Source organism: Rhizobium sp. G21 (assembly GCF_014158035.1).
Lineage (GTDB): Bacteria > Pseudomonadota > Alphaproteobacteria > Rhizobiales > Rhizobiaceae > Rhizobium_E.
Genome location: NZ_JACFXW010000001.1, coordinates 2,217,771 through 2,243,944 on the forward strand (window position 1 = coordinate 2,217,771; position 26,174 = coordinate 2,243,944).

The 26,174-nt window shown below is 61.9% G+C and carries 20 protein-coding genes and 7 pseudogenes; 20 read left to right on the forward strand and 7 right to left on the reverse strand.

Annotated features, from left to right (window positions below):
- Window positions 1-40: 40 nt before the first annotated feature.
- Genes pcaC through pcaG form a run of 3 tightly spaced genes read left to right on the forward strand, consistent with a single transcriptional unit; the run spans window position 41 to window position 1,780 of the window.
- On the forward strand, window positions 41-415 hold the full coding sequence (gene pcaC / locus H2O14_RS11290) for a 4-carboxymuconolactone decarboxylase (RefSeq protein WP_210275529.1): 375 nt from the start codon (window positions 41-43) through the stop codon (window positions 413-415).
- The gene (gene pcaH, locus H2O14_RS11295; RefSeq protein WP_182827731.1) at window positions 412-1,155 is read left to right on the forward strand and encodes a protocatechuate 3,4-dioxygenase subunit beta; all 744 of its coding nucleotides are present in this window, start codon (window positions 412-414) and stop codon (window positions 1,153-1,155) included. Before pcaC ends, pcaH begins: the two co-directional genes overlap by 4 nt.
- Before the next feature lies 1 nt (window position 1,156).
- Complete coding sequence (gene pcaG, locus H2O14_RS11300; RefSeq protein ID WP_182827732.1) at window positions 1,157-1,780, forward strand: protocatechuate 3,4-dioxygenase subunit alpha; 624 nt, start codon at window positions 1,157-1,159, stop codon at window positions 1,778-1,780.
- Between the two features lie 35 nt (window positions 1,781-1,815).
- Here the strand turns inward: pcaG and H2O14_RS11305 are convergent, their stop codons facing one another.
- A complete protein-coding gene (locus H2O14_RS11305) occupies window positions 1,816-2,574 on the reverse strand; it encodes an IclR family transcriptional regulator C-terminal domain-containing protein (RefSeq protein ID WP_246697364.1) in 759 nt (252 codons plus the stop codon).
- A gap of 144 nt (window positions 2,575-2,718) precedes the next feature.
- Here H2O14_RS11305 and H2O14_RS11310 point away from each other — a divergent pair, with 144 nt between their 5' ends.
- From H2O14_RS11310 to recF, 6 genes are all read left to right on the forward strand, one after another.
- A complete protein-coding gene (locus tag H2O14_RS11310) occupies window positions 2,719-3,426 on the forward strand; it encodes a 3-oxoacid CoA-transferase subunit A (RefSeq protein ID WP_182827733.1) in 708 nt (235 codons plus the stop codon).
- A complete protein-coding gene (locus H2O14_RS11315; RefSeq protein WP_182827734.1) occupies window positions 3,423-4,112 on the forward strand; it encodes a 3-oxoacid CoA-transferase subunit B in 690 nt (229 codons plus the stop codon). The genes H2O14_RS11310 and H2O14_RS11315 overlap by 4 nt, the downstream gene beginning before the upstream one ends.
- Before the next feature lie 16 nt (window positions 4,113-4,128).
- The gene (pcaF, locus tag H2O14_RS11320; protein ID WP_182827735.1) at window positions 4,129-5,331 is read left to right on the forward strand and encodes a 3-oxoadipyl-CoA thiolase; all 1,203 of its coding nucleotides are present in this window, start codon (window positions 4,129-4,131) and stop codon (window positions 5,329-5,331) included.
- Between the two features lie 56 nt (window positions 5,332-5,387).
- Window positions 5,388-6,449 (forward strand): 3-carboxy-cis,cis-muconate cycloisomerase, encoded by a 1,062-nt coding sequence (locus tag H2O14_RS11325; RefSeq protein WP_182827736.1) that lies wholly within the window; start codon window positions 5,388-5,390, stop codon window positions 6,447-6,449.
- A 65-nt stretch (window positions 6,450-6,514) separates the two neighbouring features.
- On the forward strand, window positions 6,515-7,216 hold the full coding sequence (locus tag H2O14_RS11330; RefSeq protein ID WP_182827737.1) for a type 1 glutamine amidotransferase: 702 nt from the start codon (window positions 6,515-6,517) through the stop codon (window positions 7,214-7,216).
- Window positions 7,217-7,275: 59 nt separating this feature from the next.
- Entirely contained in the window at window positions 7,276-8,412 is a 1,137-nt protein-coding gene (gene recF, locus H2O14_RS11335; RefSeq protein ID WP_182827738.1) for a DNA replication/repair protein RecF, read from the forward strand.
- Window positions 8,413-9,204: 792 nt separating this feature from the next.
- On the opposite strand, the gene H2O14_RS11340 is transcribed toward recF, so the two are convergent.
- On the reverse strand, window positions 9,205-10,107 hold the full coding sequence (locus H2O14_RS11340) for a LysR family transcriptional regulator (RefSeq protein WP_246697365.1): 903 nt from the start codon (window positions 10,105-10,107) through the stop codon (window positions 9,205-9,207).
- A 420-nt stretch (window positions 10,108-10,527) separates the two neighbouring features.
- Between H2O14_RS11340 and H2O14_RS11345 the strand changes: the two genes are divergently transcribed.
- Together H2O14_RS11345 and H2O14_RS11350 are read left to right on the forward strand one after the other, a co-directional pair.
- Window positions 10,528-11,016, forward strand: coding sequence for a hypothetical protein (locus H2O14_RS11345; RefSeq protein WP_210275441.1), 489 nt, complete (start codon window positions 10,528-10,530; stop codon window positions 11,014-11,016).
- Window positions 11,017-11,128: 112 nt separating this feature from the next.
- Window positions 11,129-11,320, forward strand: a complete 192-nt coding sequence (locus H2O14_RS11350; protein WP_182827740.1) for a hypothetical protein — start codon at window positions 11,129-11,131, stop codon at window positions 11,318-11,320.
- 172 nt (window positions 11,321-11,492) lie between these two features.
- Here the strand turns inward: H2O14_RS11350 and H2O14_RS29405 are convergent.
- From H2O14_RS29405 to H2O14_RS11360, 3 pseudogenes are all read right to left on the reverse strand, one after another.
- Window positions 11,493-11,618 (reverse strand): annotated as a pseudogene (locus H2O14_RS29405) (AhpC/TSA family protein); the annotation flags it as partial.
- Window positions 11,619-11,721: 103 nt separating this feature from the next.
- Window positions 11,722-12,452: pseudogene (locus H2O14_RS11355) on the reverse strand (hypothetical protein).
- Between the two features lie 62 nt (window positions 12,453-12,514).
- Window positions 12,515-13,823: pseudogene (locus tag H2O14_RS11360) on the reverse strand (hypothetical protein).
- 508 nt (window positions 13,824-14,331) lie between these two features.
- On the opposite strand from H2O14_RS11360, the pseudogene H2O14_RS11365 reads away from it, so the two are divergent.
- The 9 genes and pseudogenes from H2O14_RS11365 (at window position 14,332) to H2O14_RS11405 (ending at window position 23,731) form a co-directional block, all read left to right on the forward strand.
- A pseudogene (locus H2O14_RS11365) lies at window positions 14,332-15,463 on the forward strand (transporter substrate-binding domain-containing protein).
- 1 nt (window position 15,464) lies between these two features.
- Window positions 15,465-16,103, forward strand: a complete 639-nt coding sequence (locus tag H2O14_RS11370) for an ANTAR domain-containing response regulator (RefSeq protein ID WP_182827741.1) — start codon at window positions 15,465-15,467, stop codon at window positions 16,101-16,103.
- A gap of 249 nt (window positions 16,104-16,352) precedes the next feature.
- Window positions 16,353-17,167, forward strand: a pseudogene (locus tag H2O14_RS11375) (nitrilase family protein).
- Window positions 17,168-17,205: 38 nt separating this feature from the next.
- Window positions 17,206-18,353 (forward strand): annotated as a pseudogene (locus tag H2O14_RS11380) (substrate-binding protein).
- 52 nt (window positions 18,354-18,405) lie between these two features.
- Complete coding sequence (locus tag H2O14_RS11385) at window positions 18,406-19,239, forward strand: branched-chain amino acid ABC transporter permease (RefSeq protein ID WP_182827742.1); 834 nt, start codon at window positions 18,406-18,408, stop codon at window positions 19,237-19,239.
- A gap of 25 nt (window positions 19,240-19,264) precedes the next feature.
- A pseudogene (locus H2O14_RS11390) lies at window positions 19,265-20,985 on the forward strand (ABC transporter permease subunit).
- A complete protein-coding gene (locus H2O14_RS11395; RefSeq protein ID WP_182827743.1) occupies window positions 20,978-21,685 on the forward strand; it encodes an ABC transporter ATP-binding protein in 708 nt (235 codons plus the stop codon). Before H2O14_RS11390 ends, H2O14_RS11395 begins: the two are co-directional and overlap by 8 nt.
- A 3-nt stretch (window positions 21,686-21,688) precedes the next feature.
- The gene (locus tag H2O14_RS11400; RefSeq protein WP_182827744.1) at window positions 21,689-22,843 is read left to right on the forward strand and encodes an amidase; all 1,155 of its coding nucleotides are present in this window, start codon (window positions 21,689-21,691) and stop codon (window positions 22,841-22,843) included.
- A gap of 255 nt (window positions 22,844-23,098) precedes the next feature.
- Window positions 23,099-23,731, forward strand: coding sequence for a tyrosine-type recombinase/integrase (locus tag H2O14_RS11405; RefSeq protein ID WP_182827745.1), 633 nt, complete (start codon window positions 23,099-23,101; stop codon window positions 23,729-23,731).
- Between the two features lie 94 nt (window positions 23,732-23,825).
- Here the strand turns inward: H2O14_RS11405 and H2O14_RS11410 are convergent, their stop codons facing one another.
- Both H2O14_RS11410 and H2O14_RS11415 read right to left on the reverse strand, forming a co-directional pair.
- Entirely contained in the window at window positions 23,826-24,893 is a 1,068-nt protein-coding gene (locus tag H2O14_RS11410) for a proline racemase family protein (protein WP_182827746.1), read from the reverse strand.
- Window positions 24,894-24,920: 27 nt separating this feature from the next.
- Window positions 24,921-26,165 (reverse strand): NAD(P)/FAD-dependent oxidoreductase, encoded by a 1,245-nt coding sequence (locus H2O14_RS11415; RefSeq protein WP_182827747.1) that lies wholly within the window; start codon window positions 26,163-26,165, stop codon window positions 24,921-24,923.
- Window positions 26,166-26,174: the final 9 nt, after the last annotated feature.

Sequence of the window (26,174 nt, forward strand, 5' to 3'; positions counted from 1 at the left end):
CGTGACGGACGCTTTCCGGACGGAACGGCATCGGCAAGGCATGGCGACGCGGCGCTCGGTGCTGGGCGACGCGTATGTGGACAGGGCCGAGGCGGCCAAAACCGCTTTCGACGAGCCCTTTCAAGCGCTGATCACCGAAGCCGCCTGGGGGCATGTCTGGTCGCGGCCGGAATGGAGCAAGCGCGAGCGCTCGATGGTGACGATCGCGCTTCTCGCCGCGCTCGGCCAGGACGAGGAGGTGGCGATGCATGTGCGCGCCACCGCCAATACCGGGGCGACGCCCGAGGATCTGCGCGAGGCCATGCTGCATGTGGCCATCTATGCCGGCGTGCCGGCCGCCAATCACGCCATCAAAATCATCAAAAACGTGCTGGATGAGATGAACGCCACCCAATCTCATGGAGGACAAGCATGAGCGGCAATCAGAGGCCCGAAACCGGCGCCTTCTACGCCCGCGACCGCGCCTGGCATCCGCCGGCGCTGACGCCGCTTTACAAGACATCCGTGCTGCGCTCACCGCAGAAGGCGCTCCTGTCGCTCGACGGCACCAGGAGCGAGATCACCGGGCCGGTCTTCGGCCACAACATGCTCAATGAGCTGGATAACGACCTGATCGTCAATTACGCCAAGCCGGGCGAAATGGCGATCGGCCAACGCATTCTAGTACATGGCCGGGTGCTGGACGAACGCGGCAAAGGCGTGGGCGGCGCGCTGGTGGAATTCTGGCAGGCCAATGCCGGCGGCCGCTACCGCCACAAGAAGGAAACCTATCTCGCCCCTCTCGACCCCAATTTCGGCGGCTTCGGCCGGACGATCACCGACGAGGACGGCTACTACTGGTTCAAGACCATCCAGCCGGGCCCTTACCCCTGGATGAACTGGGTCAATGACTGGCGGCCCGCCCATATCCATTTCTCGGTGTTCGGCCATGGCTTCGCGCAGCGGCTGATCACGCAGATGTATTTCGAGGGCGATCCACTGATCTGGAAATGTCCGATCGTCAAGACGATCCCCGATGAGGAAGCCATCAAGCAGTTGATCGCGCCGCTCGACATGAACTCGACCATTCCGATGGACATGCGCGCCTATAAATTCGACGTGGTGCTGCGCGGCCGCCGCTCGACATTCTTCGAGAACCGCAAGGAGGGCAACTGACATGGTGCAGAGGCTCGATTATCTCAAGGAAACCGCCTCCCAGACCGCCGGCCCCTATGTGCATATCGGCTGCACGCCGAATTTCACCGGCATTCACGGGGTCTATGACAGCGATCTCGGCTCCGGTCCGCTTTACAATGACAAGACCCGCGGCGAGCGCATCACCATCAAGGGCCGGGTGATCGATGGAACCGGCACGCCGTTGCGCGACGCGCTGGTGGAGATCTGGCAGGCCGACGCCGATGGTCTGTATAACAGCCCGTCTGAAACGCGCGGCAAGGCCGATCCGAACTTCTTCGGCTGGGGCCGCTGCCCTGCCGACATGGACAGTGGCGAATTCACCTTCCAGACGATCAAGCCGGGCCGCGTTCCCTTCCGCGACAAGGACCCGCGCCTGATGGCGCCGCATGTGACCTTGTGGATCGTGGCGCGCGGCATCAATATCGGGCTGAACACGCGGATGTATTTCTCCGACGAGCCCGAGGCCAATGCGGAAGACCCGATCCTCAAGACGATCGAGCATCGTGTGCGCGTGCCGACCCTGATCGGCCAGCGGGATGGCGATGTCGTGACGTTCGACATCCATCTGCAGGGCGAGAAGGAAACGATCTTTTTCGATATTTAGTCGACTTACTATAGGAAGCGCGCGAGCGCGCTTCCTCACGTCAGCACGCGGGCCAACTCAGTCTGCACAGCGAGAAGCGGCGGCAAATAGCGGTCCTCGAGCGCCTTCGCCGTCTCCGCGCCTGCCGCCAGCCCGACATTGACCGCCGCAACGACATGGCCCCGGGCATTGCGCAGGGGCACGGCGATCGAGCGAAGGCCGCTCTCGACCTCCTGGTCATTGAGCGCGAAGCCGTCGCGGCGGACGCCATTCAAGAGCGCCATCAGCGCCTCGATATCCGTCACCGTTCTCTCGGTGCGCTGGGTGCGGGTGGACGCCTCCAGAATACGCCTGGCCTCCACCGGCTCCAGCGCCGCGAGCAGGATACGGCCCATGGAGGTGCAATAGGCCGGCAGGCGCGAGCCCGGCATCAGCGCGATCGACATGACCCGCCGCTGAGCGGCGCGCGCCACATAGACGATCTCGGTCTCATCGAGAATGCAGACGGAACTGCTTTCGCCGATCTCCTGGCTGAGCCGGTCGAGCACCGGCTGCACGATGCGCGGCAGCGGCATGGCGGCGAGGCTGCCGACGCCCAGCCGCAGCACGCGCGGCGTCAGCGTGAAGAATTTTCCGTCGTAATCGGCGTAACCGCCTTCAGCGAGGGTCAGGAGACAGCGGCGCGTCGTAGCGCGGTCGAGCCCCGCCAGCGTCGCCGCTTCGGTTATCGACAGGCGGGGGCGCTCGGCGCTGAAGGCTTCGATGACCTTCAACCCCTTCATCAAGCCGCCCATGATGTCGCGCGGTTCGGCCATGGCGACGCCCCTCTCCATTGTTTATTTGTGCGATATTCGTACAAATATCTTATATCGCACAATTTGATGGACGTCGATCCGGGACGGGATTATTTCTGCTCGGCAAGCGACCGGTTCTCCGTGCGGTCGGGATGGAGGTTCCGAATGGACAAGACAGTTTCCAGCGCGGCTGACGCCGTCGCCGCGATCGGCGATGGCGCGACCGTGATGATCGGCGGTTTCGGCGGCTCCGGCGCGCCGATCGAGCTCACTCACGCGCTGATCGACAAGCGGCCCATGGGCCTGACGGTGATCAACAACAATGCCGGCAATGGCCGCATCGGCATCGCCGCGATGATCGACGCCGGCATGGTCAGGAAGATGATCTGCTCGTTTCCGCGCTCGTCGGATCCGCGCGCCTTCACCGACCGCTATCTGGCCGGCCAGATCGAACTGGAGCTCGTGCCGCAGGGCACGCTCGCCGAGCGCATCCGCGCCGGCGGCGCCGGCATTCCCGCCTTCTATACGCCAACCGCCTATGGCACCGAGCTCGCCAACGGCAAGGTGATCGCCGAATTCGACGGCCGGCCTTACGTGCAGGAGCGCTGGCTGAAGGCGGATTTCGCCATCGTCAAGGGCCATATCGGCGACCGCCACGGCAACCTGACCTACAACAAGGCCGGACGGAACTTCAATCCGTTGATGTGCATGGCGGCCAAGACCACGATCGTGCAGGTCTCGAAGATCGTCGAGGCGGGCGAGATCGATCCCGAACAGGTCGTGACCCCCGGCATCTTCGTCAATCAGGTCGTCGAAATCCCGAACCCGCAACAGGAAGAAGAGCTCATCCGAGCCGGAGTGGCCTACATATGAGCATCGACACTCGCGAAGACATCAAGCTCTCCAACGCCCAGATCGCCTGGCGCGCCGCCCAGGACATCGAGGACGGCGCCTATGTCAATCTCGGCATCGGCTTTCCGGAAATGGTCGCCAAGTTCCAGCCGCCGGGCCGGGAAGCGATCTTCCACACCGAAAACGGCATTCTGAATTTCGGCGAGGCGCCGAAGCCGGGCGAGGAAGACTGGGACCTGATCAACGCCGGCAAGAAGGCGGTGACGCTGAAGCCGGGCGCCGCCTTCTTCCACCATGCCGACAGTTTCGCCATGGTGCGCGGCGGCCACCTCGATGTGGCCATCCTCGGCGCCTATCAGGTGGCCGAGAACGGCGATCTCGCCAATTGGCGCGTCGGCTCTAAGGGCGTGCCCGCCGTGGGCGGCGCGATGGATCTGGTGCATGGCGCCAAGCAGGTCTTCGTCATCACCGAACATGTGACCAAAACCGGCGAGCCGAAGCTGGTGGAGCGCTGCGCCTTCCCGCTGACCGGCGTCGGCTGCATCACACGCGTCTATACCAGCCATGCAGTTGTCGACATCAAGAACGGCCATTTCGTCGTGCGCGAGAAGCTCGCGGGCATGACGATGGATGAATTGCAGGCCATGACCGGCGCACGCCTTCATGTCGAAGGCGAGGTCGCCGCGCTCACCGTGCCGACGCTTTGAATTGAGGATAATGACCATGACCGACGCCTATATCTGCGCCTATATCCGCACGCCCATCGGCCGTTTCGGCGGTTCGCTGTCTTCCGTCCGCGCCGACGATCTCGGCGCCGTGCCGCTGAAGGCGCTGATGGAGACGCATTCCTCGGTGGATTTCGCCGCCGTGGACGAGGTGATCTTCGGCTGCGCCAATCAGGCGGGCGAAGACAATCGCAATGTTGCGCGCATGTCCTCGCTTCTGGCGGGTCTGCCCGTCTCCGTGCCGGGCACGACGATGAACCGGCTTTGCGGATCGGGTATGGACGCCGTGATCACCGCCGCCCGGGCCATCAAGGCCGGCGAAGCCGAGTTGATCATCGCCGGCGGCGTGGAAAGCATGAGCCGCGCGCCCTTCGTGATGCCGAAAGCCGAGAGCGCCTTTTCACGGGCGGCGGAGATCTTTGACACGACCATCGGCTGGCGCTTCGTCAATCCGCTGATGAAGAAGCAGTATGGCGTCGATTCCATGCCGGAAACCGGCGAGAATGTCGCCGATGATTACAAGGTCAGCCGCGTAGACCAGGACGCCTTCGCCGTACGCTCGCAGGCCAAGGCGGCGGCGGCGCAGGCCAATGGGCGTCTGGCCCGCGAAATTACGCCCGTCGTCATCCCGCAAAAGAAAGGCGATGCGCTGACGGTGGACAAGGACGAACATCCGCGCGCCACCACGATGGAGGCGCTCGCAAAGCTCCGGCCGATCGTCCGCGCCGACGGCACGATCACCGCCGGCAACGCCTCGGGCGTCAATGACGGCGCCGCAGCGCTGATCATCGCCTCGGAAGCGGCGGCGAAGAAGCATGGCCTGACGCCGATCGCCCGCATTCTCGGCGGCGCCACCGCCGGCGTGCCGCCGCGCATCATGGGCATCGGCCCCGCGCCCGCCACCCAGAAGCTTCTCGACCGGCTGGGCCTGACCCAGGACCAACTCGACGTGATCGAACTCAACGAAGCCTTCGCCAGCCAGGGCCTCGCCACGCTGCGCCAACTCGGCGTCGCCGACGATGACGACCGCGTCAACCGCAATGGCGGCGCGATCTCGCTCGGCCATCCGCTCGGCATGTCGGGCGCGCGCATCACCGGCACGGCGGCGCTGGAACTCACGCTGACCGGTGGGCGCTATGCGGTGGCGACGATGTGCATCGGCGTCGGCCAGGGCATCGCCATCGCGCTCGAACGCGTTTAAACTCCAGGGGCGGGCGTCACAGCCCGCCTTTCGCATTTTCAAATCGGACCATCCTCATGAGCCAGATCGCCCTCGCCTTTCTCGACGCCCTCCTGACGGATCAGGAGATGGCGCAGCTGATGGGCACGGAGGCCGATCTCGCCGCCATGCTGCGGTTTGAGGTCGAATTGGCGTCAGCCCAGAGCGAACTCGGCATGATCCCCGCCGATCACGCCGAAGCGATCCGCACAGGCGCGGAGACGTTTTCGCCCGATGTCGCCGCGCTGACCCGCGCGGTTCTCAAGGACGGCGTCGTCCCACCCGATCTTGTCCGGCAATTGCGCGCCCATATCGGCGGCGAGGCGGCCAAGAGCCTGCATGTCGGGGCCACCAGCCAGGATGTGATCGACACGGCGCTGGCGCTGAAGCTGAAGCCCGCGCTCGAACTGCTTGACGCTCGGCTGGGCGCCGTCGCCGCAGCGCTGTCCGCCCTCGTCGCCAGCCAGGGCGACCATGCGTTGATGGGCCGGACGCGGATGCAGGCGGCCATCCCGATCACCGCGCGCGACCGCATCGAGGCCTGGCGGGCGCCGCTCGCCCGGGCGCTCCACGATCTCGCCGACATCAGGGCCAGAAACCTGATCCTGACGCTGGCGGGCGCGGTGGGGACGTCGGACAAATATGGCGACAAGGCCGAGGCGCTGCGGCAGGCGCTGGCGGCGCGGCTGGGGCTCAATGCTCCTGACTATACGCCGCATGCCCAGCGCGACCGCATCGTCGCCCTCGGAGGCTGGCTGTCGCAGGTGACAGGCGCGCTCGGCAAGATGGGGCAGGACGCAGCCCTGATGGCGCAGAATGAGATCGCCGAGATCGCGATGTCGGGCGGCGGCGCCTCTTCCGCCATGGCGCATAAGCAGAACCCGGTGCTGGCCGAGACGCTCGTGGCGCTCGCCCGCTTCAACGCCGTGCAGATATCGGGCCTGCATCAATCGCTGGTGCATGAGCAGGAGCGCGCCGGCGCCGCCTGGACGCTCGAATGGATGATCCTGCCGCCGATGCTGAATGCGACGGCGACCGCGCTTACCCATGCAGGCGCTCTGATCGCTTCCATACAATCCATCGGAAAAGCGGTCGTCTAGGCGGGATTGCGGTGGCAATCGCCTGCGAATCCGCTAGCCTCGGCGAAACAGTTGCGGAATGGTGCATGCGCGTCCTGATCATCGAGAATTTTCATGCCTCCCCCTTGGGCAATGTCGGCATCGCGCTCGAAGAGGCGCAGGCGGAGATTACGCTCCGCCGCCCCTGGCAGGGCGAAGCGCTGCCGGATCATGACGGTTTCGACGCGATCGTGGTGCTGGGCGGCGAACAGAGCGCTCTCGATGACGAGAAATACCCCTATCTGCCTGAACTCGTGGGACTGATGCGGCGCTTTGGCGAGGCGGACAAGCCGGTGCTCGGCATCTGCCTCGGCAGCCAGTTGCTGGCCCGCGCCCATGGCGGCACCAATCTCCTCAATGCCGCCCGGGAATTCGGCTGGCGCGACGTGCGGCGGACGGAAGCGGCGGCGGATGATCTTGTGCTGTCGGCGGCGGCGGACGCCTTTCCAATCTTTCAATGGCATTCCGACACGTTCACCCTGCCCGATGGCGCGGTGCGGCTGGCGACCAATGAGACGGCGACCAATCAGTGTTTTCGTGTGGGACGGGCGAGCTATGGCATGCAGTTTCATTTCGAAGCCAACCGCGATGTGGTCGAGACCTGGGTGAAAAGCTTCCCCGACACTGTCGACCGCATGGACCCCGACTGGCTGCCGACCTATCCTCAGCACGCCGAGACCGAGGGCAAGACTGCGGATGCGGCGGGGCTGGCGATCGCCCGCGCCTGGGTGCGGCTGATCGGCGCCTGATCACGCGCCATGCATTGTTGCGGCTTTCTGCCAGCGGCGAATTGCTCTAAAGGCAGGGCATGCCTCAGAAAGTGTTCATCCGGCGTCTCGCGCTGACCGCCTATCGCAACTACCGCTCCGCCGCTCTCACATTCGACGAGCGGCATGTGGTGCTGACGGGCGAAAACGGTTCCGGCAAGACCAATCTTCTCGAAGCGGTGTCTCTCCTCTCGCCCGGCCGCGGACTGCGCCGCGCCGTCTATTCCGACGTGGCGCTGAAGGGCGAAGAAGCGGGCTTTTCTGTGTTTGCCGAGGTCGAGGGCATGGAGGGCGATGTCGAGATCGGCACCGGCGTGCAGCCTGACACGGCGACGCGACGGGTGCGCTTCAACGGCACCGAGGCGAAAAGCGGCGACGAATTGCTCGATCACCTGCGCGTGCTCTGGCTGACGCCGGCCATGGACGGGCTGTTTACTGGCCCCGCCTCCGAGCGCCGGCGCTTTCTCGACCGGCTGGTGCTGTCGCTCGACCCCGCACATGGCCGCCGCGCCGCCGATTTCGAACGCAGCATGAAAATGCGCAACAAACTGCTCGAGGAAGGCCGCTATGACGCCGACTGGATGGCCTCGATCGAGCGCCAGATGGCCGGGCTCGGCGTCGCCATCGCGCTGGCCCGCACGGAGGTCGTGGCGCTGATCGCGCGGCTTTCGGAACGGGCCGATGAGGCGAGCCGATTTCCGCAATCGCTTCTGACGCTCGAAGGGTTTCTCGATGGCGGGCTGGACCGGCCGGCAATCGATCTCGAAGACCATTACGCCGATCTCCTCGAACAGGGCCGCAGGCGCGATCAGGCGGCGGGGCGGACGCTGGATGGGCCGCACCGCACCGATCTCATGGTGCGGCACAGGGAAAAATCAATCGAGGCCGCGCTGTGCTCGACCGGCGAACAGAAGGCGCTGCTGGCGGGGCTGGTTCTCTCGCATGCCGAACTGACGGCGACGATGACGGGCGCCGCACCCATCCTGCTGCTCGATGAGGTCGGCGCGCATTTCGACAGGCATCGCCGCGCCGCTCTCTTCGATCTCATGGATAGAATCGGCGCCCAAGCCTTCATGACGGGGACCGACGCGCATCTCTTCGAGGCGCTCGGCGACAGGGCGCAGTATTTCCATGTGAACCAGGCGAGGCTCGAGCCGCAGGCGCGTCCCATAGCGTGACAGCGCGCTCAGCATGTCTTTACATTAACAAGAATTAACATTTCTTTGCCTGGCCGATCCATTGAAATGCCACAAAGTCGGGGCCATCTCTTGGTCATAGCAGCCACGCCCCTAAGGCTGCAAAAGCCCGGCTAAAGGCAAGTCCCCCGCCCGGCCGGGCACGCGGACAAAGACGCCCCTAACTTCTTGTCCGCATCACAGAGACCGTCATGGCGCCGCCCTCCGGCCATGACGGTCTTTCTGTTTGTGGGGGAGCTTGCTCTGTCCGTAATGCGCCCTCATCTAGGTCATCAACATGTTGATAACCCGCGCCCGAAAGCAGACATTGCCGTGCAGAGCATCACCTGACCAGCTTGTCAGGCGCTATGGCCTCAGCCGACGATCGTCTACACGAGATCCGCGAGCGCCAGAGCCTGCCGCTTGACAATATACATCCGGAAAAACTGACGACGGGTCGGATTGTGGGAAGTTCCAGTCCGCTAAGGGGGTACCATTCCCGGTTTTGACGTTCAGCTTGAACCTTCACTCAGATGTCGCGACCAAGTTATGAAGGCTATAAAAGCTGCCGGGATGCTCCCGGCGATCGTGAAAGAAGTCGTTTCGACGGCGACCGAGACAAATGTCTCCATGCGTAAGGAAAGTCCAGCCATCCCAAAACCGGGTGGACCACATGAAGGGTGCGTTGTCCGCCAGCACCTGCGGGATACTGTGTTGTTCGGGATTGTCGGCGTTGCTACAACTGGACCGTGGCCGATGGCGATCTTACGTGAGATCGCGGCACGCTTGGCGAGCTTACAGACGGTCCGTGCCCGCGCGCCCCTCGACCCTGGCGGAGACGGTTCGCATGGTGCCGCGTATACGGTCGCACAACAGTCTGACGCGCAGAGTTTGCCGGGTGTCAACGTGGGTTAGGAGCCATACATCGCCAGTGTGTATGACCGGACTGCTTGAGGCACGAGAAAGCAGAGGGTCTGCGTCGCCAACAAAGCAGGGCAGTGAAGTAATGCCCATGCCCGCGCGCGTGGCCTGCAGCCTCGAGCGCATCTCGGAAAAGCGGACGGGCGTGGCGGCCATTTCAATGTCTTCTGGGACCCAGTCACTGGGAGCGACTTCGCCCGGTCCGAGCAACCAGGCCAAAGAGGACGAAGCGTCGCCGAGTCGGTCACGGCATCCGTAAAACGCCGTGTGGAACCCGCAGAGCCTGCTTCCATACAGGCTTTCCGGAGGCGACCCGTTTCCAAGAACGACGCGCAATGCCACATCCGCCTCCCGGTTGCTCAGGTTGGCAACCGTTCCCGTTCCGATGATTTCGAGCGCGATGTCCGGATAGGTGGATCTGAACTCCGTCAGGGTCTCCATCAAGAGATCGGTCGCAAACGAGACGGGGAGGGTAAGGCGCAACGGGCCAGATACGCTCTGGTCGCGAGCGAAGATCCTTGCCTCGACCTTCGTGGACGCCTCCGACATCTGCTCGGCGAGATCCACAATGTCGGCACCCGCTGACGTCAGCCTGTATCCGGAAGGAAGCTTTTCGAAAAGTTTCGTTTTCAGCCGCTGCTCCAGACGGGCAACGCCCCGAAGCACCGTTGAGTGGTTGAGGTCCAGCGCTTCAGCCGCCGCGCGCACCGTTCCGCCTTTGGCCACCGCAAGGAACATCCGCAACTCATCCCAATGATCCATGGTGCGTTTCTTCATATCCCTTGTGTTTAAATTCGGACTTTATTCTCAAATCTCGGCCGTTGTACACCCAGAAGGCACAGATGACATGTGAATTCGCACCACTTGACCGGTCTTCCCCGTCATCAAACGATCGCTCCACACAAAGGTTTATCATGCACTCTCCAAAATGCAGGCAACCGTGCTTGCGCTTCTCCTCAGTACCGCCGGTGCCTCGGCGCAATCGCTCTCCGACATCAAGTCCTCTCCGGAGCCGCTTGTGCTTCAGAGCCAGGGTAGTTTCTTCGTCGGCGGCCGGACCGTCAAAACCGAGAGTGCCGGCTGGGGCGACCTCAAGGACATCTTCGGCGAGAGTTTCGAAGCGGGTGATGTGGTCGTCGATCAGATGTATGTCCAGTTCCAGAACCCCCGAACCCGACACACCTGCCGATCGTTTTCATGCATGGCGGGCTGCTCTCTTCAAAGCAGTGGGAGACGACGCCGGATGGTCGCATGGGCTGGTTCGAGTATTTCACGCGGCAAGGATTTCCCACCTATCTTGCCGAACAGACGGGCCGGGCACGCTCGGGCTTCAACGGTACGATTTTTAACCAGGTGAAAAACAAAAGTCTGCCACCTGAGGCGCAGCCAAAGGTTTTTCTTGGCACGTCGAACATGGCCTGGAAGGTGTTCAGGTTCGGTCCTGAACTTGGCAAGCCCTGGCCAAACGTCCAGTTTCCGATCGAGGCAACCGATGAATTCGCCAAGCAGGTGATCCCTGACATGATCGAGACCCAGGTGCCGAGCCTGCTGGGCGAGCTGATCCAGCCTGAAACGAAGAACCCGACCGTCGCCAACGTTGCCGATTTGGCTGCAGACCTCGGGGGCAATCCTCGTCGGCCACTCGCAGTCGGCGGGATTTCCGAGCCAGGCAGTCCTGAAGGCTAAAGGTGGTATCAAGGGCCTGATCCAGCTTGAGACCGGCTGCTTCTCCAACCTGACGGACGAGCAGGTCAAGGCGCTGGCCGAGGTGCCAATCCTCGTGGTGGTTGGCGATTATATGGGTAGCAACCCAGCCGCGGCCTGCGCCAAGGAAATGGAGCAGATCAAGGCGGCCGGTGGTGACATCACCTTCCTCTCGCTCCCCGATGTCGGGATTAAGGGCAGCACGCATATGTTCATGCAGGGCAAAGAGAACATCAAGGTCGCGGACGTCTTGATCGACTGGATCGACAATCACGTCGATCGATAGGGACAGAACCTATGTCCTGGTCCTGCGGTCAACTGCGAAAGGCACGGAGGCCTGTCAATGTGAGTTTTGGTCGCTCGAGAGAGGCGTGAGGGATAATGCGGCGTCTATTTTTCGACGCGGCGGCTCCGGGGCTTCCCCGCGAGACTGAAAATCTGGCGGGGAAGGCCTCTCTTCAATTTGACCTGAGCTTGTCCAGGACTGGCAGAAGTTCTGAGGGATACGGGCGGCGGGTGTAGTCAGGATTGATCTCTGAATAGGCGATCAGACCATCGCGACCGATCACATATCGGGCAGGCATTGATGCCGATATAACAAAGATCAAAAAAGACCCGATGAAGATGGATCGGGAATGGGACCGCCACTTTCGGGCAGACCCTGCCGGGAGAGTGCCTTAGCGATATCTAGCCCGCCTGCTTTGCCGTTGGCACCGCTGTGGTCGTCAGCCTGTATTCTGACATTTCCTCCGATGTGAGGTAGTATAGCCGATCGGGGGCGTTTCCAGTGCGTTGATCCATAGCCCGCTGCCGATGCCCATCGCGTCCAGATGTCGGGCTATGCGCGCCGTCGTGCGCTGCGCCCCGGACATTGCCTGCTCGGAAGAAGGCTTCTCGCGTCCCGCGTTGAAGACTTGGTGGACGCCGACAATGGCGTGCAGCTCCGCCTCACGCGCAACGCCACCGGCCAAGATCAGGGGACAGGAGGACGCACAAAGTGCCTTTGTGGCCACCTTCGTATTGAGACCCTTTTCGCGGATCAGCGTTGACATCGACAGCGCATCCTCGACAGAGCCACCCGGCGAATTCAGCGAGACAACTTTCACATACTCGCCGCGCGACGCGATCTCCTCGGCGAAGCGGTCGGATGTTCCCACATCAATAGTTCCTTCCGCTTTGAGTATGCCGCCGGGCAAGAGCTCGAAGCGCATGGGCCTGCGCAACGCTTCCGGCGAACTGTCAGGTTCTACCGGCGGCGCCTGTGGCACGCCATCCGTCAATGCAGGTGGAAGTACCGGCAGGTCCGTCGTCATCGGATCATGGTCGGGAAGCGAATGGCTTGCCATGCTCAGTTCCTGCAGGTCAAGGAACAGAAAGACGCCTGCTGCCACGAGGAGACCGAAAAATGCCCCACGCATCAGCAGGCCGTCGTCTGCGCGTAGAACGGCAGCTTTGAAGCGAAGGGCGAGCGATGAAGGTGTCACGCCGACGGCCCCTTGCGAGGTGATTTCGTTGAGATCTCCAGGCTGGTGATGTTGGAGTCTGGCTGAGAACGTTCGTCCTCGGTTTGCGCAACTTGCAAGGCCTGCTCTGCGTCGATGCCCTGCCGACCAAGCGCGCGCTGTACCTCCAAGGCGTCCAGAAGTTCCGCAGCGGTGATCCTCTGTGCGAAAGGCAGGCGCTCCTCCTGTGTCCCGTATCGCGCCGTGAACGACGGTGAGAATGAAGACAAGAACCGCGGGGAGAAGATCGATCGAGATCGCACCAGCCCATGCAGGAATGAAATCTGCGGCATATCTGAGAACGGCTTCAGCGGAAGACAGCGGCACGAAGCGCCGCTCCGCCACCGGCTCACGCGCCAGAATTTCGTCTGCGGCCTGAGACAGGACCTGAGACTGTGCCGAGACCGAAGCGCGGATCGTCTGCATGACCTGATCCTGACGGTCCGCAAGTTCGGCAGCCTGTCCGTCGGCGACGGGCGCAATGAAGCCGAGCGACAAATCTTCCGCCGCCCGCTTCACCGAGGGGGCAATCGAGGTTTGTTGCAGCGAAGTAATGACACCGGAAAGTGCGACGACCTCGGCAGAAAACTGGTCGCTTCTAGGCTCCACGGCGCCGGGCGCCGTGACCAAACTGCGCATGGTGGCGAGATGGGCTCGACCTTGGTCAAAAAGCGTGGTGACTCGCTCACGCGAGGTTACAATACCCGCCTCGAGCTCTTTGAGTTGCGCCGACATCTGCGACAGAAGCTGAACGACGCTGCCCGCACCCGTGGTTCCTGTCAGTGCGCCGCTCTGGCGTTCGTCCTCGGCCAATCGCGAAAAGCGTTCAGATGTTCGCTGGATATCGGGAAGCAGGCTTTGTGCCGCCAGCGCGTTCTGGTGCGCCTGGTCCAGATCGGCGGTATAATCCTGCACGGTTTCGGCCAGATGCTGTTCGAGCGCCGCAGAGCCAGCGAGCGCTGCCGCGTTCAACCAACTGGACATGGCAATGATCATGGCGCAGCCCAGTGCCATCACGCCGATCATCGCCCCGCGGGACGCCGCGCCAGTAACGTGCGGATAGAAGCGCGCCATGTAGGACCAGAACGCATAGATCGCCACCGAGACCGACGCCGCATAAATGATAGCTGCGAAGAAGACCGCGGTTGGCGAACCGTCGAGGAGACTTCTGACCCCGAGATACGTGTAAACGCCGGATGCTAGAGCCAGAACAGCGAGGGCAAAACGCGTCATGGTTTCGACGGCCAGGACGCCGTCCTGCAAGCGATGCGATGCGCCAAGCGCCATGAAGAACTCCGAAAAGCATGAATTCTTAACAAGCTCTTAAGAAGGGGGCAAAATGAAGGCTAGGGCACATCGTCATGTCCCAGGGTAACGGCTGTCATCTTCTCGAACAGTCTCTGCAACGTCAAAGGCCTTGATCGCATGCTTCGATCATCAAAGGCGTTCGTTCGACACGGGGACAGGGGCCGCAACTGCTCCTCTACGTAAGGCGTGCGGCAAAGGCTGCAAAGCGTCTTCATCTCAGTCATAGACGTCGTTATCGCCCCCGCCCAGAAGCGGGCATAGCTACGCTGACGCGCCAGTCTCGGAGGCGCCTGCGTCTCTGTGTGCAGCCCCGATGGCGCCGCGAGACGTTAACGCTGTCCATCATCTGCGACCGGTGGTCGCTCTGCTGATGCCAGCAAAGCCTGTGCAAGACCAACGAACGCGCCGAAGCGATACCGCTGCTTGAAATCGCAAGAGCCCTCCGCTTTATAGGTGTCACGACCAGTGGACCGAATGGGGCTTGGACATGTCAAACAGCGAGTGGCGCGTGGGCGTTCTCTTTTCCCGCAGCGGCGTCACCACGGTGACCGAGACGGAGCATTTTCTGGGAACTGCATTGGCGGTCGAAGAAATCAATGCTGCGGGGGCGTGCTTGGACGGGCGATACAGCCAACCGTCTATGACCCGGGCGGGGAGAGCGGTTCCTATCGGAATTTGGCCCGCCGTCTTCTGGCTGAGGACGACGTCAACATCATCTTCGGCTGTTCTACGTCGGCGAGCCGCAAGGCGGTGCTTCCGATCGTCGAGCGTCACAATGGTCTGCTCTTCTATCCCTCGATGTATGAAGGCTTCGAATATTCGGAAAATGTCGTCTACACCGGCGCCACGCTGAACCAGAACACCTTTGCGCTGGCGGAGTTCCTATTGCGCCATTGCGGCCAGCGCATCTATTTCGTCGGCGTCGACTATATTTATCCTCGTGAATCCAACCGGGTGATGCGTGACATCGTCGAATCCAAGGGCGGACAGGTCGTTGGTGAACGCTACATTCCACTGCATGCAGGCGAAGACGTTCTGCAGCAGGTGCTCTCGGACATCACGCGACTGAAGCCGGATGCGATCTTCTCCACCGTCATCGGCAGGCCCGCCCAGCAATTCTATCGGATGTATGCCGAGGCGGGATTCGACCGTCGCCGCACGCCGATCGCCAGTCTGACCATGGCCGAGACCGAGATCCGGGAAATTGGTGCGAACCTTTGCACCGGGCACATTCTGTCCGCGACCTACTTCCAGACAGTTGAAGGCGAGGCAAACAGTCGTTTCGTCGAGGCCTACAAGAGCCGCTTCGGCAGCGACGTGACCACCAGCGTCTGGTCGCAGCCGGCTTATACACAGGTCCATCTTTTTGCGCGAGCGCTCGAAGCGCCGGCTCGCTTGAGACACACCGCATTTCCGAAGAGGTCCTGATGGAAGACTTCATGGCGCCGGAAGGTCGTGTCAGTTTCGACAGCGATACACGTCACCTCTGGCTGCATCCGCGGATCGGCATTGCTCGCGACGACGGCTTGTTCGATATCGCCTGGCAGGCACCCGGGCCGATCAGGCCCGATCCTTATCTCACGGCATCCCGTTTCGAAGATGCATGGCTGGAGGCTTGAGATGGCAGGCCCCAACAGGATCATCCAAGACTTAAGGCGGGCTCGCGTTTTGGTTGTGCATCCGCGTGACGAAGACGGCGATGTTCTGGTCTCTCATCTCCGCCGACTCGGTTGCGAAGTGAGGGCAATCTGGCCCCTGCCTGCAAGCTTGCCGCCAGACATCGACACCCTGTTCCTGCATATAGAGGATACGTCTGTCGAGCATGCGGTCCAAATCAGCGAGGCCCAGCAGCCAGCCATCATCGCGATCCTGACCTATGAAAGCCCCACGGCATTGCAGGCGATCATAGACCTCGACGCCCATGGTGTCATTTCCAAACCATTGCGACCGCTGGGGATCCTCACCCAGTTTGCCTTGGCTCGCTATCGTCACAGCTATGAGAAGCGGTTGGTCGGCAAGGTTCAGAAACTCGAAGAGACCCTGAAGAGACGCCGGCTCGTGGAGAAGGCCGTCGCGGCCTTGCGCGCGATGAACGGTCTTGACGAGGATACCGCCTACAAGTTGTTGCGTGATCAGGCGACTGCTAAACGAGTCCCCATGGCCCAGGTCGCCGAATCGATTGTCGCCGCACATGACACCATGCGCAGCTTCGGCCTGTCTCTGCCGGGTTCGACGGCGCAGAAGACGACCGAGACGTAACACGGTCCCGCCTAGGGCCCGTAGGGCCCTGGTGCTCAAGGATTGGACGGCGCCTAAATCTGCTCAATTTTGCGTCTTGACTTGCGTTTGCTTCCATGGAAGCTTTGTGAGCGAGCAAGATTGCTCTGCGGCAAGGTTGCCGATTTCACATCATGGCTAAGCAGCCTCTGGTCCACGGATTGAGTTCCGTGCCGGAGTTTTTTGCGTTTGGAGAATGACTTGACCGATCCGGTTCTGACGTCACGAAATTTGACAGTAGCAGCGATTCAGTTCGAACCGCGCATCGGCGATCGAGCTTTCAATCTTGCTGCCATCGATAGGATGGTTCGTCGAGCCGTGAGCGAAGGCGCCAATCTCGTCGTCCTTCCGGAACTGGCCGATACGGGTTACGTATTCCAAAGCACGACCGAGCTTTCTGCCCTTGCGGAAACGCTTCCGGGCGGCACAAGCGCAGGTTTTCTTGCTTCGCTTTCCCGGGAGCTCGCCATCCATATCGTGTGCGGTCTCGCTGAGCGTGATGGCGACACCTTCTACAATGCCGCAATCCTCACCGGGCCAGAAGGCTATCTGGGCAAGTATCGCAAGCTCCATCTATGGAACGAGGAGAACCGGCATTTTGCGTCGGCAATCTTGGGCTGCCGGTCTTCGACATTGGCATCGGCAAGGTCGGAATCGCGATCTGCTACGATGGGTGGTTCCCGGAAGTGTTTCGCCAGCTCGCCCTCGATGGTGCCGAGCTGATCTGCGTGCCGACCAACTGGGTTCCCATGCCCGGCTCGGAAAGCCAGACCGACACGATGTCGAACATCCTGACCAAGGCTGCAGCGCATTCCAACGGTGTCCACATTGCCTGCGCCGACAGGATCGGAACCGAGCGGGGTCAGCCCTTCATTGGTCGCAGCTTGATCGTCGGTCCGGAAGGCTGGCCCCTTGCCGGCCCGGCCAGCGCAGACCGCGAGGAAATACTGCTTGTCCAAATCGATCTGTCGAGTGCGCCGCGAAGCCGCGCCCTCAACAGTTTCAATCATCTGCTCGGTGACCGCCGGACGGATGTCTATCGCTGACTGCGAAACCACGACCACCAAAGACAAAGGGGAACACAATGATACGCAGAACCATCACTCTCGCTCTCGCCTCCGTCGCCTTCGCCACGGCGTCTTATGCGGCAGATCCGATCAAAATCGGCGTCCCGGTTGGACTGTCCGGTGCTAACAGCGTTGTCGCGCCATCGGTCGTTCAGGCCGCCGAACTGGCGGTCGAGGAAATTAATGCCAAGGGCGGCGTCCTTGGCCGGCCGCTCGAACTCGAAATCGCCGACGATGCGTCTGGCGCCGCTGGCGCGCAGAAGGCATTCGACAGTCTGGTCTTCCAAAAGGAAGTCGATGTCCTTATCTCGATGGAAACCAGCGCTGCCCGCAATGCCGGCCTGCCGATCGTCAGCAAGGGCGATGTCCCCTATATCTATACCTCGTTCTACGAGGGCAAGTCGTGCAATGCCAATCTCTTCGTCAATGCCTGGGTGCCGGAACAGCAGGTGCCGCCACTGGTCGACAATTTCACGGGCAAGCAGGGTGCAAAAAGTTCTTCCTGATCGGTTCCGACTATTCCTTCGGTCGAGGCATGCTGGAATTCGCACGCGCCTATATCGAGAAATCCGGTGCTTCGGTCGTCGGTGAAGAATATCTGCCGATGGACGGCAGTGACTGGACCGCTGTCATCTCCAAGCTCAAGGCCTCCGGTGCCGATGCCATCATCACCTCGACTGCCGGCGGCGCGCCCAATGTCACACTGACCAAGCAGCTTCGCTCGTCCGGTGTCACGCTGCCCTATGGTAACCTTGCGGTGGACGAAGGCACGGCAAAAAGCATGGGAGCGGAAGCTGGCGGCATCTTCCTCTCGGCATCCTATGTCACCAGCATCGACAGCGCCGAAAACAAGGCCTTCCTGGTGGCCATGGAGAAGAAATTCGGTGCCGATCTTCGCACTCCGAATGATCTTTCGGTTCCACAATATGAAGCCATCTACCTCTACAAGGCGGCTGTCGAAAAGGCCGGTTCGACCGAGACAGCCTCTGTCCTCGAAGCCCTGCCCAGCGTCTCCTTTACCGGTCCGCGCGGCACCATTTCCATGAGCAAGCAGCATCACGCACCGCTGACCATGTATCTGGGCCAGGTTCAGGATGATGGCAGCGTCAAGGTGGTCGACAGTTACAAGGACGTTGATCCAGGCGAGCAGTGCCCGAACCTCTGATTGCTGGCAAGGTGGGGCGGAAGCCCCACCTTCGATCCTTGGGATGACATGCATGACACTTTTCCTCGACATCATCAGTACGGCGGCGATCCTCTTCATTGTCGCATCCGGCCTGCTGACCATTTTCGGCGTGCTTAAAATCATCAACTTTGCCCATGGGGCCTGGCTGACGATCGGTGCCTATTGCGCGGTCGTGGCCAATCAATTGGGCTTGAACCCGTGGTTGGCCGCAGTTCTGGCCTTTGTCACCGGCGCCATTCTCGGTGCCTTGGCCGAACGCTTTATCGTCCGCCCACTCTACCGTCGTCCCTTGGATGCCATCCTCGCCACATGGGGCTTGGGGATCGTCGTCGGACAATTGATCACCCTCTGGTTCGGACGCGACGTGCATTTCACACCGGCTCTGCTGCCAGGGACGCTCGACGTCCTTGGCACGAGTTATTCGCTCTACCGTCTGTTTGCCGTTGTGGCGGCGCTTGCGATCGGCATCGGCTTTGCTTTTCTGCTTGAGGGGACACGTCTCGGCCTTTCGGCCCAGGCCGTCATCATGAACGAGAACCTGGCGCGCGCACTTGGCATGGACACGACCAGGATCCGATTGGTGACCTTTATGATCGGGACGGGGCTCGCCGCACTGGCCGGCGTGCTTTTGGCGCCGTTGACCAGCGTTGATCCCAACATGGGGGTTGCCTGGCTGACGGGTGCCTTCATGCTGGTCATGGTCGCCGGCACGTCCTTTGGCGCGCTTGCCGCCGCTTGCCTGATATTCGGGGCAGCGCAGGTGCTGGTCTCCATATTCTTAAGCCCTGTCCTTGGCGGAATCACCGTCGCCCTGCTCTGCGCCATCGTGTTGCGCATCCGTCCGAAGGGATTTGCCCGTGCCTGACAAACACAAACTCCGGCTGGCCCTGATGGCAGCCCTCGCGCTTTGCGCAGTGTTGCTCGTCATCTTCGGCCCTATGGTCCTTGATCGCTTCAGCCTCAACGTGCTGACACGGTCGATGATCTACGCAATGCTCGCTATCACCGTCGATCTGCTCTGGGGGTACACCGGTATTCTCACATTCGGTCAGGCTGCCTTCTTCGGTGTGGGGGCCTATGCCACCGCCATGGTGCTCACCCATATCGGCGCGAGCCCCTCCCTCTTTGTGTTGGCGCTCCTTGCCGCCGTTCTCGTTCCGCTCCTGCTGGGGCTGGCCGTCGGCTGGCTGTCCTTCTATCACGGTTCGACTCCCCTTTATGCGACCGTGATCTCCCTTGTGGTGCCGATCGTCATTACCCAACTCATCTATTCCGGCGGCGTATGGACCGGCTCGTCGAGCGGTATGGTCGGTTATCAGACACTGCCACTCGGGCTTGTGGGCTTCTTCCGGCTGACGGGGGCTGTCTGCTCGTGCTTGCCGTCGTCGCCTTCGTCTTCGTGCGATCGGATGCCGGTCGTCTGCTGGTTGCCATCCGCGACAACGAGACGCGTGTCGCCTATCTCGGGATCAGCCCGGCCCGGATCAAGATCGCCCTGATGGCGGTGCTCGCTGGTGTGGCGGGGCTGGCAGGCTTTCTCTTCGCCAATGCTTCCGGTGTCGTGGCCCCTGAAAACAGTGGTTTTGTGTTCGGCACAGAACTGGTCGTCTGGACGGCTCTGGGTGGTCGCGGCACGATCTTCGGCCCCCTGCTGGGCGCGATTGGTGTCGATTATCTGAGTGCCAATCTGTCCGGCGAGCTGCCATTCCTGTGGCAACTCGTCGTCGGGGGTGTGTTCGTGGTGATGATCATCCTCTTGCCGGGTGGCCTGGCATCTCTGGTGACAGAGCGTTTCGGACGAGATAGCCGCAAGCATCGTCTTGATGCCCTTCCTTCAGCAACCCGTGTGGATACGATGGCCTCAAGTGTGCCAGTTGTTTCAGTCGCGGGGCTTGGCAAATCGTTCGGCGCACTCTCCGTGCTGAAGGGCATCGACTTTACCATTCGTCCAGGCGAACTTGTCAGCGTGGTGGGACCCAACGGCGCCGGCAAGACGACGTTGATGCGATGCCTGTCCGATGGAACGGAGAAGATCGAAGGTCATGTCGAAATTGCCGGCCGGGATATTGCCGGCCTGCCGCCGCAGGACGTCGTAGCGCTCGGTGTGGGCCGCAAGTTTCAGGTGGCAAGCATTTTCGACAGCATGACCGTGGCCGAGTGCCTGCGTATGGTACGTATGCGCCACGAGAGGCCTTCCTTGACGCAAAGCCCTGACGCAATCGACCTTCCCGCCGCCGCGATCGAGATCCTGCGTCTGACCGGGTTGACCGACATGGCAGACCGGCCAGTGTCTCTCCTGTCTCACGGACAGCGCCAGGCTCTGGAGCTGGCCATGGTCGTGGCCTTGGAACCGCGGCTCATTCTGCTGGATGAACCGACGGCCGGCCTCAGCAAGGCCGAACGCATGACCATCGGTGCAGTCCTCAAACACCTGACTGCGGACCTCGGCTTCGCTGCAATCCTCGTCGAACACGACCTCGACTTCGTCCGCGAAATTTCGAGCCGGATTGTGGTTCTGCACCAGGGCAAGCTGGTTCTCGATGGCACGGTCGAAGACGTCGTGCAGTCGGAGACCGTGCGTACCATCTACTCGGGAGGCGCCCATGCGTGAGACCGTCAAACTCGAACTCTTGGACCTGTGCAGCGGCTACGGAACCGTCAGCATCGTCAACGGTGTAACGCTCTCCGTAAAATCAGGTGAGATCTTCGCCCTGATGGGCAAGAACGGGATGGGAAAGACGACGCTTCTGAAGTCGATCCTGGGTTTGATTAAACCGACCGACGGCGAAGTGAGCGTCGACGGCAAGCTGATAACCGGGCGAAGCACTGCCGAACTGATCGCAGCCGGGATCGGCTATGCGCCGCAGGAGCAGCCGTTGTTTCAGGATCTTTCGATCCGTGACAACCTGCGACTTGCGCTTAAGACCGACCGGGAGCTCAAGCCCGCGTTTGAGCGTGTCTTCGACTACTTCCCCTTTCTGAAGGAGAGGATGCAGCAAAAGGCCGGAACGCTGTCCGGTGGCGAACAGAAGATGCTGATCCTTTCGCGCGCATTGATGCTGAAGCCCCGCTTGCTCTTCATCGACGAGATTTCTGAGGGTTTGCAGCCCTCGGTCGTCTCGAAGATCGGCGAAGTCCTCGCCCATGAGCGTGATGACAACGGAGCGACCATCATTCTGGTGGAACAGAACCTCGATTTCGCGCTCTCCGTCGCCGACCGCTGGGCTGTGCTGAAGCTTGGCGCCATCGACGACCAGGATCAGAACGGCCCCGGAACGCGCGAACGCGTGCTCCAGCACTTGAAGATTTGATCCATGCGGCATCGCACCAATGCATTTCTCCCCTATCCGCAGGCCCCCGTTGCGAATGCCGGTACGGGTCCATTGGCGGGCTTGCGGCTTGGTGTGAAGGACTTGTTCGATGTTGAGGGCTATCCGACAGTGGCCGGAAACCCGTTTCTTCTGGCGGCCTCCGGCATTAAGGAAGAGACGGCGCCGCTGGTGCGCCGGCTGCTGGATCTTGGCGCGTGTTTTGTCGGCAAGACCCATACCGACGAACTCGCCTATTCGCTGATCGGCAACAACCTGCATTTCGGGATGCCGATCAATCCCTTACATCCTGAGCTCATACCCGGAGGATCTTCGTCCGGGTCGGCGGTCGCTGTCGCTGCCGGGCTTGCAGACATTGGCCTCGGGACCGACACATCAGGTTCCATCCGGCTGCCCGCCACGGCAAACGGCCTGTTCGGCTGGCGCCCGAGCTTCGGCCTGTTGGATTCGACCGGCATCCGTCCACTTGCACCGAGCTTTGATGTACCCGGCGTCTTCACCCGTGACTTTGCAACTCTTGAGCGCGTGATGCAGTCCCTCGATGCCTATGATAAACGCCCACCTTCGACCATCCTGGTCGTCGAGGACATTGTATCGCTGTGTGATCAGGACATCGCCGAGGCCTTCTGGGCCACGATCAGAAAACTTGAGGTGCCGATCGTCACACGACCTTCGCTGTCTGCAAACGGACTTTCAGATCTCGCACGCTGTTTCACCACGATCTTGCAGAAGGAAGCTTGGCAGACCAACCAGACCCTTTTTGAGCGCGCCAGCCAGACGCTGGCACCGGACATCGCTCTGCGCCTGATCACCGGACGAGAGATTTCGAACGATAGGTACGATGCGGCGGTCTTGCAGCGCGCCGGCTTCCGTCAGTCCTTCGAGGAGAGCATGCACGACGCCGTCCTCGTCATGCCGACCCTGCCAACGGTTCCACCCCGACGCGATGACCCGCAGGAGCGTTTTGCCTCCTTTCGGGCTCGCTCCATCGAGTTGCTCTGCATCGCGGGCCTTTCCGGTTGTCCGCAGATCACCATGCCTTGGCCTTTGCCGAGTGGAGAGCCTGCCGGGATTTCGCTCGTTGCGCCACACGGCTTTGACGGATCATTGCTCGCGGAACTCGCTACTTGGTTTGCTTGAACTTGTTTGTTCAAACGATATCCAAGGCGACATCGGGCAAAAATATCACCCCCAAAGGCGATGGCGGCCTCAGACCATGTGCTGGTCCAGCGGAAGGCGACGCCATGCCTCAGGGTGTTGGCCACTCCGATAGAAATGATGTGTCCGCTTCTGCCGTCCGTCCGACAGGAGTAGACCGTCCGCTCCCGACCCCGTCATCTAGCTCGAAGTTGCGCGTTTTCTCTGTGGCCAATGGTTGGCCATAGGAGAACTGAAATGGGTATCTCACAATATGATCCTGCCGCACTGGGTCGACCGGCTTGGAACGCGGGTAAACAAGTTGGTGTCAAGAAGCCTCTGAAGCAGCGCCAGATCTGGGCAGTCCGCTTCTTCTTGGACCGTGAAGGAAGGATACGAGACCGCGCGCTTTTCGATCTTGCCATAGACAGCAAGCTCCGCGGCTGCGATCTGGTAAAACTGAAAATCGGGACACTCGTCACGGGGCACGACATTCGAACCCGGGCGATGGTCGTCCAGCAAAAGACTGGACGACCCGTGCAGTTCGAAATTACGACCGAGGTCAGAGCTAGTCTGCTCGCTTGGCTTCAGAGAAGGGGAGGAACGGTCGATGACTATATCTTTCCCAGTCGCGTCGACCACGCTGATCATCTTAGCACTCGGCAATACGCCCGGCTGGTCGATGAGTGGGTGACAGCGATCGGACTTCGTCGGGAGGATTACGGTACGCATTCCCTGCGGCGAACGAAGGCTGCCATGATCTACAAGGCCACCGGCAACCTTCGAGCGATCCAGATCCTGCTTGCGCATACTAAGATTGAGAACACAGTCCGATATCTCGGCGTCGACATTGAAGACGCACTAGAACTCGCCGAGCGTACTGAAATCTGAGGGGCGTCCTTGGGTTCAGGCTGAAGGCCGTTGTCCGCTTTTGCGGTTCGTCCGTCAGAAGCGGACAGTCTCCTGTCGGCCCCAATTCAGCCAACTACCTCTCCGCAACCCAATTCGCCCCATACCCCTCACCGTATCTCCCCGCCTGCGGGCCCCACACATCCGTGACCGCAAATCCTTCCGCCGTGGGGTCGAAGGGGTCGAGCGCCACCTGGGTCATGCCGAAGGTCCAGGCGCGGCCGGAGATGGTGGGGATGATGGCGGGGCGGCCGGCGATGGTGGTGACGTCTTTCAGGCCGACGCGGAATTCGGTGCCGATGGTGGAGCGGGAGATGAAGGTGTCGCCGATCTTGGCCTTGCCGCGCGCGTGCAGCGTGGCGAGATTGGCGGAGCTGCCGGTGCCGCAGGGCGAGCGGTCGACGCGGCCGGGCCACATGGTGGTGCAGGTGCGCACCGCGCCATCGGGCTCATCGCCGCGGAACATCACATAGGCGACGCCGCGGATTTCGGGGATTTCCGGATGCACGACGGGGATCGTGCGGTTGATGAGATCCTTCAGCGCCATGCCGGCGGCGACGAGCTCGCGGGCATTGGCCTTGTCGATGGTCAGGCCGACGGCGCTGGCATCGGCAATGGCGTAGAACACGCCGCCATAGCAGAGATCGACCTTCACCTTGCCCCAGGTCCCGGTGTCGACCTCGACATCGAGATCGAGCACGAAAGAGGGCGTCATGGTCAGCTCCACCCGTTCGCAGCGGCCGTCGCGGCAGGTGGCGGTGGCCTTGACGAGGCCGGCGGCGGTGTCGAGCATGACCACCGTTTCCGGCTCCTTCATCTCGATGATGCCGGTCTCCAACAGCGCCGTGGCAACACAGATGGAATTGGAGCCGGACATGGCGTGCGCCTGATCGGCCTGCAGGATGATGAAGCCGGCGTCGGCGCCCTCGCGCTTGGGCGGCAGGAGCAGATTGACCGAGCCGAGCGGCCCTTGCCGGGGCTCGAGGCACAGGAAACGACGCAGGCTATCATCCACCGTGTTGATGTAGTTGAGCTGCTCGGCGATGGTCTTGCCGGGAATGTTCGGCACGCCGCCGGTGGCCAAGCGACCGATTTCGCCTTCGCAATGAACATCCACCAGTTGGATCGTGCGTTTCCAGCGCATGGGCTTTCCTCTTGTTCGGGCCGCGTGTCAGTAGCGGTTGATGCTGTAAGGCGTGAGATCGATCGGCGGCGTCTGGCCGGTCATCAGGTCGGCCATGGCGAGCGCGGTAGTGGCGCAATAGGTCAGGCCGAAATGGCCATGGCCGGTGGAATAGTAAAGGCCGCGGGTGGTCGAGGACGGAGACAGGATCGGGATCGTGTCCGGCAGCGCCGGGCGATGCCCCATCCATTCGGTCGCCTCTTCCACCTTGAGACCAGGCAGAGCATAGCGCGCATGCTCGACCAGGAAACGGGCGCGGCGCCAGTTGGGCGCACGCTCCAGCCCGGCCATTTCCACCGAACCGCCCACGCGGACGCCGCCCGCCGTGGGCGTGATCATGAAGGCCCGCTCCGGCCAGATCAGCGACCATTTCAGATCGACGCCCGGGGCCACGATCTGGGTGTGATAGCCGCGTTCGGTCTCCAGCGGAATGGGCTCGCCCGCCGCCTTGGCGAGATCGCGGCTGTGAACGCCCATGGCGATCAGCACCCGGTCGGCCTCGATGCGTTTGCCGTCGGCGAGAACGACGGCGGTGACGCCGCGCTCGTCGCGCTCCAGTCTCGCAACCTCCCCTTTGAGGAAGGCGCCGCCATGGGCGCGCATGGCCTCGACCAGACGCAGCACGAGGCCGTGCGGGCTGGTGACGAAATGATTGTCCGGCAGCAGCACCGCCTTGGGCAGAGCCGGGTTCAGCAGCGGCTCGACCTCGCGCAGGCGCGGGCCGGAAAGCACTTCATATTTAAGGCCGAAGTGATCCATCAGCGCGAGATTGGCGCGGCCGGCCTCGAATTCGGCCTCGGAGCCGAACAGCTGCAGGCAGGCGGTGTCGCTGAGCATATCGGTCGCGCCGATGCGGCCGAGCAGCGTCTTGAGATCGGCGAGCGAGCGCAGCGCCAGATTGGCGCCGGCCTCCTCGATCTCCTGGATGCGGTCGGGGCGGCCGGCGGCGAGGAAGCGCAGGAACCAGGGCAGCATCTTCAAGGCGTAGACAGGATTGACCGCCACCGGCGCGACGGGATCGGCGAGCCAGCCGGGGATCTTCTTCCAGACCGCCGGCCGCGACACCGCCTCGAAGCCATTGACGGCGATGCTGGCCATATTGCCGAAAGAGGCGCCGAGGCCCGGCTCCTGGCGATCGATGAGCAGCACGGGCTCGCCGCGCAGCGCCAGCTCCACCGCGGTCGACGCGCCGACAATGCCGGCGCCCAGAATGATGATCGGCTTCTTGGTCATGCTTCCCTC

Coding starts and splice junctions, on each gene's coding strand:
- H2O14_RS11350 (WP_182827740.1), top strand. CDS start 11,129: ATGGGTAGCAACCCAGCCGCGGCCTGCGCCAAGGAAATGGAGCAGATC.
- H2O14_RS11325 (WP_182827736.1), top strand. CDS start 5,388: ATGAGCCAGATCGCCCTCGCCTTTCTCGACGCCCTCCTGACGGATCAG.
- H2O14_RS11415 (WP_182827747.1), bottom strand. CDS start 26,165: ATGACCAAGAAGCCGATCATCATTCTGGGCGCCGGCATTGTCGGCGCG.
- pcaC (WP_210275529.1), top strand. CDS start 41: ATGGCGACGCGGCGCTCGGTGCTGGGCGACGCGTATGTGGACAGGGCC.
- pcaH (WP_182827731.1), top strand. CDS start 412: ATGAGCGGCAATCAGAGGCCCGAAACCGGCGCCTTCTACGCCCGCGAC.
- H2O14_RS11370 (WP_182827741.1), top strand. CDS start 15,465: ATGGCAGGCCCCAACAGGATCATCCAAGACTTAAGGCGGGCTCGCGTT.
- H2O14_RS11310 (WP_182827733.1), top strand. CDS start 2,719: ATGGACAAGACAGTTTCCAGCGCGGCTGACGCCGTCGCCGCGATCGGC.
- H2O14_RS11345 (WP_210275441.1), top strand. CDS start 10,528: ATGCATGGCGGGCTGCTCTCTTCAAAGCAGTGGGAGACGACGCCGGAT.
- H2O14_RS11330 (WP_182827737.1), top strand. CDS start 6,515: ATGCGCGTCCTGATCATCGAGAATTTTCATGCCTCCCCCTTGGGCAAT.
- H2O14_RS11340 (WP_246697365.1), bottom strand. CDS start 10,107: ATGAAGAAACGCACCATGGATCATTGGGATGAGTTGCGGATGTTCCTT.
- H2O14_RS11385 (WP_182827742.1), top strand. CDS start 18,406: ATGACACTTTTCCTCGACATCATCAGTACGGCGGCGATCCTCTTCATT.
- H2O14_RS11405 (WP_182827745.1), top strand. CDS start 23,099: ATGGGTATCTCACAATATGATCCTGCCGCACTGGGTCGACCGGCTTGG.
- H2O14_RS11395 (WP_182827743.1), top strand. CDS start 20,978: ATGCGTGAGACCGTCAAACTCGAACTCTTGGACCTGTGCAGCGGCTAC.
- pcaF (WP_182827735.1), top strand. CDS start 4,129: ATGACCGACGCCTATATCTGCGCCTATATCCGCACGCCCATCGGCCGT.
- pcaG (WP_182827732.1), top strand. CDS start 1,157: ATGGTGCAGAGGCTCGATTATCTCAAGGAAACCGCCTCCCAGACCGCC.
- H2O14_RS11305 (WP_246697364.1), bottom strand. CDS start 2,574: ATGGCCGAACCGCGCGACATCATGGGCGGCTTGATGAAGGGGTTGAAG.
- H2O14_RS11315 (WP_182827734.1), top strand. CDS start 3,423: ATGAGCATCGACACTCGCGAAGACATCAAGCTCTCCAACGCCCAGATC.
- recF (WP_182827738.1), top strand. CDS start 7,276: ATGCCTCAGAAAGTGTTCATCCGGCGTCTCGCGCTGACCGCCTATCGC.
- H2O14_RS11400 (WP_182827744.1), top strand. CDS start 21,689: ATGCGGCATCGCACCAATGCATTTCTCCCCTATCCGCAGGCCCCCGTT.
- H2O14_RS11410 (WP_182827746.1), bottom strand. CDS start 24,893: ATGCGCTGGAAACGCACGATCCAACTGGTGGATGTTCATTGCGAAGGC.